The 9,242-nt window shown below is 61.3% G+C and carries 7 protein-coding genes; 5 read left to right on the plus strand and 2 right to left on the minus strand.

Features of this window, described 5'->3' with window-relative positions; translation table 11 throughout:
• Positions 1–1,412 precede the first annotated feature (1,412 nt).
• On the minus strand, positions 1,413–2,252 hold the full coding sequence (trfA, locus tag QZY48_RS05495; RefSeq protein WP_295428780.1) for a plasmid replication initiator TrfA: 840 nt from the start codon (positions 2,250–2,252) through the stop codon (positions 1,413–1,415).
• Between the two features lie 266 nt (positions 2,253–2,518).
• On the opposite strand from trfA, the gene QZY48_RS05500 reads away from it, so the two are divergent.
• Together QZY48_RS05500 and QZY48_RS05505 are read left to right on the plus strand one after the other, a co-directional pair.
• Positions 2,519–3,400, plus strand: coding sequence for a ParA family protein (locus tag QZY48_RS05500; RefSeq protein ID WP_295428782.1), 882 nt, complete (start codon positions 2,519–2,521; stop codon positions 3,398–3,400).
• A gap of 92 nt (positions 3,401–3,492) precedes the next feature.
• Positions 3,493–4,377: a ParB/RepB/Spo0J family partition protein gene (locus QZY48_RS05505; RefSeq protein WP_295428784.1), complete on the plus strand. Its 885-nt coding sequence runs from the start codon at positions 3,493–3,495 to the stop codon at positions 4,375–4,377.
• 973 nt (positions 4,378–5,350) lie between these two features.
• On the opposite strand, the gene QZY48_RS05510 is transcribed toward QZY48_RS05505, so the two are convergent.
• The gene (locus QZY48_RS05510; RefSeq protein WP_295428786.1) at positions 5,351–6,163 is read right to left on the minus strand and encodes a UDP-2,3-diacylglucosamine diphosphatase; all 813 of its coding nucleotides are present in this window, start codon (positions 6,161–6,163) and stop codon (positions 5,351–5,353) included.
• Between the two features lie 197 nt (positions 6,164–6,360).
• On the opposite strand from QZY48_RS05510, the gene QZY48_RS05515 reads away from it, so the two are divergent.
• The 3 genes from QZY48_RS05515 to QZY48_RS05525 all read left to right on the plus strand — a co-directional run bounded on the left by QZY48_RS05515 (position 6,361) and on the right by QZY48_RS05525 (position 9,023).
• On the plus strand, positions 6,361–7,533 hold the full coding sequence (locus tag QZY48_RS05515; RefSeq protein ID WP_295428790.1) for a glycosyltransferase: 1,173 nt from the start codon (positions 6,361–6,363) through the stop codon (positions 7,531–7,533).
• Positions 7,534–7,759: 226 nt separating this feature from the next.
• Complete coding sequence (locus QZY48_RS05520) at positions 7,760–8,125, plus strand: hypothetical protein (RefSeq protein WP_295428793.1); 366 nt, start codon at positions 7,760–7,762, stop codon at positions 8,123–8,125.
• A gap of 169 nt (positions 8,126–8,294) precedes the next feature.
• On the plus strand, positions 8,295–9,023 hold the full coding sequence (locus QZY48_RS05525; RefSeq protein ID WP_295428795.1) for an alpha/beta hydrolase-fold protein: 729 nt from the start codon (positions 8,295–8,297) through the stop codon (positions 9,021–9,023).
• The last annotated feature ends 219 nt before the right edge of the window (positions 9,024–9,242 follow it).

The raw sequence follows: 9,242 nt of genomic DNA on the forward strand, positions 1-9,242 counted from the left end.
ATGACTTCGGCGGCGCTGGCCACGGCGAGTCTGTTCAAGATGATGGAGGTCTCCCGCCACAAGGACCCGAAAACCGTGATGATCTACGTGCGCCGCAGCGCGGAATTTGAAGACCATGCTGGCGAGGGTCTGCTCTGACGCCGGCACGACACCGGCAGTTCGCCCGCCTCGCAGCGACGCTGTCAGCGCGTGAGCCAAGCGCGCGACAGGCCGACCACCGCACCGTCTCCCTGATCTGAGGCTGGTGTTTGAAGTTAACCGATGTCCAGTCAGGACTTGGCTAACACGGAAACTCCCGGGGGGGGCAACACAAGTTAGAAAGCTTTCTTAAAGAACGATTAAGAAGAAGATTAAGATAAAGATTAGGGTTCGGCCATGACGCTGTAACATAATGTAATATAATAACAAATATGTAAGAAATTGACTTTCGTCTACCTCAAAGCACGAAAACATCTACCTCTTTGCACGAAATCACCTACCTCGTTGCACGTATGGGGCTACTCCGTTGCACGAATCAGCGACTTCATTGCACGAGTGTTGGGTGCCGGAGAACTGAGTCCTAGGGCGTTGGCGGCGCGTGGACGGTGTGGGGAATCGGGGAGCAGCAAACACGACCCTCGAAGACGAGTAAGCACTTGCAGACCTCGATTGGCGTGGTAGCGGAATGACGCTTGCGGTTTCGGCGCACCGGGAGTAACTGCGTATCAGCTACCTCATTGCACGAGGTGGGAGATCGTGGGTAGGAGGATCTTGGGGAGTGGGTGGCGTGGGAACTTCCTACTTCGATGCACGATGTCGACAACTCGGCTCCCGGACCTGGAGTAGGACGAGACGAGCCTTGTCGCACGAAAATTGGGCGGCTTGTGCTACCTCGTTGCACGAGCGCGGATCGGTGAGCCTTGCGAACAGGAGGATTTTTCGAGACGGCGCACGAGGGCAAGTTAGTTTACGTCAAGCGCTTTTGCGTACATCCGCGTTTGACGCGATAACATACTGAAAAGGTTTTAATAATCCATGCTCGGTAAGTCGTACGATGAAGCGTGCGGCACGCCGGGAACCGCGCCTTGCCGTGGTCCGCGGGAGAAGGTTCGGCCACCAGCCGGCCGCCTGCTTCCCGCAGGTTGGTCGTGCAGTGGGGTAGGCCAAAGGAGCGGCTGTTGCAGTCTATGCACCAGCGCAAGGATCTAAGGATCTGCGGAGCAACGAGACCTTAGGGTTAGGGAGAGCCTGCGGCGAAGAAAGGCTATGTTGCCGCACGAACTCAGGAAAAACCTCGCGCGCGGGCGAGATGTCGTTCAAGGGTGGGCGCCGGGGAGTGCACCGCGGGGAGCTGAGGGTCTACCTCACAGCACGAATGCCTTGCCCTTTCGGCCCCCTGAACCTGGCAACCGGAACAACGGGATCGGTGGCGCCTACTCGGTTGATGTCGAGCGGACCACGCGGACGAGATCTCTCTCTGGATCAATCGCGTAGTCGGTTAGAAATGTGACTGCCCGAAGTTCCTGGAGGGCATCGCGCAGCAGTTGTCGGAATTTTGACAGGTCCTTCGTGGCGGATCCGCATAACCGGCGAATTGTATCGACCCTAATAGCCACGGGTCGCCGGTGCGTATGGTAGAAGGAGTGCAGCCACTTGGCCAGGTGGCCTAGGGCAAGTCTCTGTTCCCACTCGATCTGGCTGTAAGCGACATGGTTGAAAAGTGCTGCGATCTCTGGTTCCAGGCGGACGCCCCAGACCCTTGAGTTGTTGCCCGTGGAGTCGTCCTTCCAAGAGAAATCTCTGATCAGGGATCCGGAATACCCTCGTTGGTCACCTCTAACTTCCAGCCCCGTGGCCTTGAGCCTTGTGATCGTGTCGCGCAGGCGAGTATAGGAGCGGACGTTCGGGTGCCACTTGAGACTCTGGAGCATCGCGTGCGCCGTGAAAGTAACTGGGGCGCCTAGTGGCACCAAGCGGGCGAGATGGACAATTTGCAGGAAGACGTCTTGATCGTCTTGCCGGAGTTCTTCCCCGGTGTAACGGATCTCCAGACCCGACAGCGTAGCGATTAAGCTGTTCTTGAGAAAATTGCGCTTGATGCGGACGTTTCCGACCGTGAACAGCGCTCCGCGAACCAAGTCGTTGGGGACCCCACGTCGCTGCTCGGGCCAGATCGGTAGTTGGAGGATACGTGTTTCAGCAATCGTCGGCTGACATCTTTTGGGGAAATTCTGAGGGGCCCGCTGTGCGAGCCGACGTTCCAAACGCGACATCGTTTCCGCGAGACTCGAACCGGAATGCTCGTCACTCTCAGCGAGGGTGCTTGGATCTGCAAGCATGTACGCGGGGCCTCAATGTTAGGTGATGCCGCCAAAGGTGTCTCATCGGTGTCCGCGAGCGGAAAAACCAGCAAACTCATGACATAGTCGCACGAAGCGAACCGAGTACCTTGGCGAGAGCATAAAGGACCCTGGCGGGGAAAGCAATACAGTGTTATTTTAGCTCCAGACACTACGGTATTGCTTTTTGGAGGTGTTTGGTGCAGGTGATAGCAGTGGTGCAGAATAAAGGTGGCGTAGGTAAGACGACGCTTACGCGGGTCCTGGCCGAGTATTTCTCGCGCAAGGGGCGGCGGGTGTTGGCGATCGATCTGGACGCTCAGTGCAACCTCTCCCGTCGGTTCCTGGAGATGGAATATGACCAGGCGGATCCGGACGGTGTTTTGCCGCCCCTTCATCCGCTGTTTCAGGAGGGTGATGATGGAGGGTGGTCGGGGCGCAGTTCGAGCGCCGACGTCTATTTTCAAGGCGAGGTCTATCCTTATCCGACGCGCATTGAAGGGTTAGAGGTATTGCCGGGCCATGGTCCACGGCTGCGTCAAGTTGAACTTGTCCGGGTCGGCGATGTGCGTGAGCAGGTCCACAATCGTCTGTACGAGTTCCTCGCCCTCGCAGATGTGCGCGACGCCTACGATTTGGCCTTGATTGATACTGCACCGGCTAAAGGTCCGTTGACGATCAGCGCGATGCGCGCCGCCACTCACGCAATCATCCCAACGACGCTCGAGCCGCAGCCAATTGAAGGGTTATTTGGCATGTTACAACTCTGGAGGCAAGAAATGCATAGCCGCGATACTAGCCGACCACCGTTGAGAATCGCAGCAATCCAGCCGAATCTCTTCAGAAAGGGGGTGGCGTTGCACGAAGGTCTACTGGATTCGCTTCGCAAAGATACAGCGGTCGCGAGCCTGCTATCTCCGGTCATCCTCCACCAGCGAATTGCATTTGCAGAGTCCGACCATGCCCAGGCGCGACCCAAGAGCGTATTTGATTTAGCGGAAAAGGACCCCGCGCGCTTGGAGGCGATCGCGATGTGCGAGTACGTCGCAAGATCGCTAAGTGAAGGGGGGGCCGGACTATGACTACCCCTCCCAAGCGCTTCCGATTCGGTGGGTCTGCGATCACTGATGCGATCAGCGAGACAGTACGACGGGGCAATGTCGAGGCTGGGGTTATGCATGTGGATGCCTTGGAGGTGGAGAGGATCGAACCTGATAGTGATAACCCCAGGCAATTGCGCATTACAGAAGACGAGTTTGGATGGCTCTTGGACCCGGTGGCGGTGGCTGCGGCAAGGGTCTCAGAATCTCCATCTGCGCGAATCAAGGTGCTGTTGCGTCTTCGGGATCTTGCCGATTCCATGCTTGAGAGTGGCGTTCTCCAGCCGATCCGGGTGTTCCGACACGGGAATCTGTATCGGATTGCTTATGGAGAGCGTCGTTATTGGGCGGCTCGTTTGGCGGAGATCAAGAACATCCCGGCGTGGATATCAGATCAAAGACCAGCGCGTGTGCGTACGTTGCAACTTGTCGAAAATCTTCATCGCGATGATCTCGACCTGGCGGGACGGTTACGGAACGTTTTGGGCGTTCTTGAAGAACTTGCAGAAGAAGGGGATACGACCGGCGAACGACTGGCTAGCCTCGTGGGGATTGCTGAGCGGAGCGCGCGGCGGTATCTACAGGTGGCGCGTGGTCCAGAAGATGTTCGCGAAGCGGTCCTGGCTGGGATCATTCGAGACTTATTGGTTGCGGCATCGGCGTCTGCCATCCGCGATGACGTGCAACGCGGGGTGGTCCTGTCGTTGCTTGCGAAGGGCTTGAACTGGGAGCGAGCGGTCGCGGAGGCAGAGAAGATCCGTAATCCGCCCGCGGAGCGCACGCGTGGACGCCCCATGATGAAGGTGACTCTTGGCGCGACAACGAACGTGGGAGTCGTTCGAGAAATTATGCAGATCGTGCTGGGTGAGGAGCGGCTCCCGCAGCTGGAATGGTCTGATTATCGAGCTGTAGGTAAGGCATGGAAGGCATTTCTGGCCGAGATGGAGCAACGTTTTTGAAGACAACCGTGCGAATGACCAGCGCCATGCGAGAGTCCCTTCGGACTGCGGCGAAGGCGTACGGGGGTAAGGGTAAGAGCCGGTGGGTGAGGGAGGCATTGGAAGCGTTGAACGCGGATGACCCCTGTCTTACGACAGTGGGGCATGGAGAGAGTGCGTTTGTGCCGGAGTGCTCGGATCAGGTCATACTTGGTCCTGGCGACAGTGACTTGTTGGAGCAAATGGTGGCGCGTATCCGAAAACAAGACCCCTTGGCAGAAGGGGTGCAGTCACAGATTCTGCGTGCTGCCATCCGCGGAAGGCTTCAGCGGTCAACTTGACCGCTGGCCAAAAAGAATCGTCAAATATATGATATATATATAAAAATATCGGATTTTCTTTTTAAGAAAATATCCTCCAAAAGGTGTTGCACCGGGCGGCTTGCCCCAGTCGCCAGGTGGAGTCCCAGACCGGAAGCTCATCGCCGCCCAGTCTCCGCGGACCCACAAGGATAGGGTCGCGTAATGCACGATGGTTCAGTCGCGCCGCGAGCGCTGATGGATGGGGGGTTGCGGCTAGCGAGCGGTGGGGTGAGTGGTAGATGTACTCTAATGGGGATTGCGAGTATCGCACCTAAGTGTCACGTGACAACATAGGACAGGATAGGGAACGTGATGATCCGCACGAGTCGCGGCATCGTGCCGTTAGCCCCTGATGGCAATGTCGATCAGTTGGCTACGTAAACTGCGCCTTGGCCCGAACCAGGGCTGACGAACCGAGCGGGGAGGGGGGTGAGGTTCAAGTGCCGATGCCACCGCAGTCGACCGCCTCGCGGATGAAGCCCGCCACGCCGCGGTGGCGCTGCGCCTGGACCTGGCGGCGCTGGGCATAGGGCAGGCCGAGCAGGTTCGTGGTGACAGGCCCGCGAGGCTAGGGGCCGACCATAACCCTATGTTGACCGGCGCGCGACCGTGATGTTGCGCCGCGCGCTCGCTCAACCTGCCCTGGCCAAGGCCAGCGCGGGCAGCGGCCCGCTGAGGCTCTCGGGGACGGCATCGGTCCAGCGCAGCAGTTCCAGCCGGCCGTCGTGGTGCTCCACCAGCGCGGTGCAACTCTCCACCCAGTCACCGCAGTTGCAGTAAAGGGTCCCGTCCAGTTCCCGCACCTCGGCGTGGTGGATGTGGCCGCAGATCATGCCGTCCACCCCATGCAGCCGCGCCTCGGCCGCCACCGCCTGCTCGAAACTGCCGATATAGCTCACCGCGTTCTTGACCTTGTGCTTGAGATAGCCGGCGAGCGACCAGTAGCGCAGCCCGAAGTGGCGGCGCACCCGGTTCACCAACCCGTTTAGGGTCAGCAGGTGACCATAGACGCGGGACCCCAGGCGGGCCAGCCAGGGACCGCACTGGACCACGCTGTCGAAGCGATCCCCGTGCAGCACCAGGAACCGCCGACCGTCTGCGGTCTCGTGGACCACCTCGTCGCGGATCAGGACGTTGCCGAAGTCGGCCCCCAGGTGGGCGCGCAGGGGTTCGTCGTGGTTACCGGGGCAGAAGATGACCTGGGTGTCGGTGCGGGCCTGCTCCAGCACCGCCCGTACGACCGCGTTATGGGCCTCGGGCCAATAGACCCCGTGGCGCATCTCCCACAGGTCCACGATGTCCCCCACCAGATAGAGGTGCTTGCAGTGGGTGGACTGGAGAAAATCCAGCAGATACCCGGCCTGGCAACCACGAAATCCCAGGTGGACATCGGAGATGAAGATGCTGCGATACCGCAGGGGGTTGATGCGCGTGATCTCGGACATCGCGGTAGGATCCTCGACGATGAGTTCGGCCCATGGTCGGCAATCTCTGTTGCCGCATCATGGAGGAATGATGAAGATGGCGTGAAGTCGCACGCCCGGCGTGACCTGCGGCGCTTCTGTCATCATTCGTTCACGGCGCGGGCGGGACCCGGTCGCTACCATGACGGGATTTTTTCTGCGAGCCGCGGGTGACTTTGATGCGTGTGTTGATGATCTCGGACGTGTATTTCCCGCGGGTCAACGGGGTCTCCACCTCGATCCAGACCTTTGCCCGGGAACTCGTCGCCCAGGGGTGCGCGGTGACCCTGCTGGCCCCGGACTATGGACCCGCCGCCTCCGAGCCGTTCGAGGTCATCCGCATCCCGTCGCGCTACCTGCCGCTGGACCCGGAGGACCGCATCCTGCGGGTGGGCGCGTTGCGGCGGCGGCGGCCGGACCTGGCGCGGCGGGGGTTTGATCTGTTGCACATCCATACCCCTTTCGTCGCCCACTACAGCGGGCTGGCGCTGGCCCGGCGGCTGGGCATCCCGACGGTGGAGAGTTACCACACCTTCTTCGAGCAGTACCTGGACCATTATGTCCCCCTGGTCCCGGCCGCCTGGCTGCGCGCCCTGGCCCGCCGCTTCTCCACCGCCCAGTGCAACGCGGTGGACGCCTTGGTGGTCCCCTCCCAGGCGATGCTCGAGGTGCTGCATGGGTACGGGGTGCGCACCTTGGCGCGGGTCATCCCCACTGGGATCGAGTTGGGACAGTTCGGTCACGGGGACGGCCCCCGTTTCCGGCAGCGCTATGGCATCCCCGCGCAGCGCCCGGTGCTGGTGCATGTAGGCCGGCTGGCGTTCGAGAAAAACGTCGCCTTTTTGCTCCGAATGCTGGTCCTGGTGAAGGCGCGCCTCCCCGAAGTGCTGTTGGTGGTCGCCGGCGAGGGGCCGGCACGCCGTGCCCTGACGGACCAGGCCCGCAAGCTCGGGCTCGTCGACAACATCCTGTTCGTCGGCTACCTGGGCCGGGACGGTCCGCTGGAGGATTGCTACAGCGCGGGGGCGGCCTTCGTCTTTGCCTCCCGCACCGAGACCCAGGGCCTGGTGCTCCTGGAGGCGATGGCGCTCGGCGTCCCGGTCGTCTCCACCGCCGTCATGGGGACGCGCGAGGTGCTGGCGCAGGGTCGCGGCAGCCTGATCGCGCCGGAGGACGAGCAGGCCTTTGCCGATCGCTGCGCCCAGGTCCTCACCGACCCGGTGCTGCGCGAGTCCCTGGCCCGCGAGGCACGGGCCTATGCCCAGTCCTGGTCGGCCCCGGTGCTCGCGCAGCGGCTGCTGGGGTTCTATCGGGAGATTCTGGAATCCCGCCGCGCACCGCGCCGATGGTAACCAGGGTGTCATCAAGACTGCGGATAATCGTGATAATCCTGTCAGGCTCCCCCCGGTCAATTGGAATCTCGCTTGGTGACTCCTCTTGCAACTATTCGCGCCCCGTCTGCGAAGTTGCCGATCGCCAGGCGCCTGCCCGACATCCCCGGGATCCGGCAGGGCGGTCGCAATAGCGCGCCCGCCGGCGAGCGTCCAGTCGCGACGCCGGTAGCCAAGGGGTGAACAAATGAATACCCTGATTGCCGCCATCGGCTGCGTGCTGCTGTCAGTGACGGCGCAATTCCTGATCAAGGCCGGCATGTCGAGCGTCGCGGTCAAGACGGCACTGGCGCAGCCCGCCGGACTGCACACCGCCGGGGCCGTCATTCTGAGTCCGTCGATCGTCATCGGCTTTGTGTTCTATACGCTGGGGGCCGTCCGGTGGCTGGCCGGATTGGCGCGCTGGGATGTCAGCAAGTCGTACCCGCTGGAAGGTCTGGGCTTCGTCTTGGCCCTGATGGTCGGCTTTGCGATCGGCGAAGAGGTGACCGTGATGCGCGCGGTGGGGGTGCTGTTGATCTGCGCGGGCGTGTTCGTCGTCAGTGCGAACTGACCAAGCCCTCAGTAACGAGTCAAGAACAAATTAGACACAATCGTTGTCGTTGTCGTAATCGGAGAGCGATGCACTTCGGGGGCCACGAGAATCCGGGGCGCTACGATAACCTCGATTGCGACAACGACAACGAAGGGCCTTCTTCGCATCACTGTGAGGCATTTTTCCCATGGACCGCGAATACCACCGTTGGTACAGCGAGCGGCTCGGCCGGGACATGGAACTCCTGGTCTTCGGCCATGCCGGGGCCAAGGTCCTGGTATTTCCTACCCGCGACGGCCGCTTCCACGAGTACGAAGACCTACGCCTGGTTGAGGCCCTGGGTCAGAAGATCCAGGCCGGCCAGCTCCAACTCTATTGCGTGGACAGCATCGACTGGGAGTCGCTCTATTGTGCCTGGTCTCACCCCGCGGAGCGTATCCGTCGCCACCAGGCGTTCGAGGGCTATGTGCTCAACGAGGTACTGCCGTTCATGGCACACAAGAATCCCCACCCGTGCACCATCGCCCATGGGGCCAGCCTGGGGGCCTTCCATGCCGTCAATATCGCCTTCCGCCACCCGCATTTGTTCCACAAGGTCGCCGCCTTTTCGGGACGCTATGACCTCACACTGAACGTCGAACACTTCCAGGACCTGTTTGGCGGCCACCGCGACGACCTGATCTATTTTCACACACCCATCGAGTACCTCCCCAACCTGGAGTGTCCGGGGCGGCTCGCCGCGCTGCGGCGTATGGATATCGTCCTCGTCGTCGGCGACCAGGACCCCTTCCTCGACAACAACCGCTGCCTGAGCCGGACGCTATGGGGCAAGGGGATCGGGCACGTCCTGCACGAATGGCAGGGGCGCGCCCACCAGGGGCACGCGTGGCGGCGGATGGCGCCGCTCTACGTTTAAGGCTTAGTTGCGCGTCAAGAACAAGTTACACACACTCGACTTTGGCCATTTTAGGCGGTCCCGCTCATCGTGCCAGCCGCGACCGGCAATCGCGGGGCGAGGGTCCGCACGGCGGACCCTGGAGACCACGGAGGCAACCCGACAGGTTTGCTGGCGGCCCCGGCGCGCCGGCCCGGCACGCCGCGCGCCGCCGCTCAGGCGGTCGCGGTCAGTTGCGCG

It is taken from the genome of uncultured Thiodictyon sp., assembly GCF_903828115.1.
Taxonomy (GTDB): Bacteria; Pseudomonadota; Gammaproteobacteria; order Chromatiales; family Chromatiaceae; genus Thiodictyon.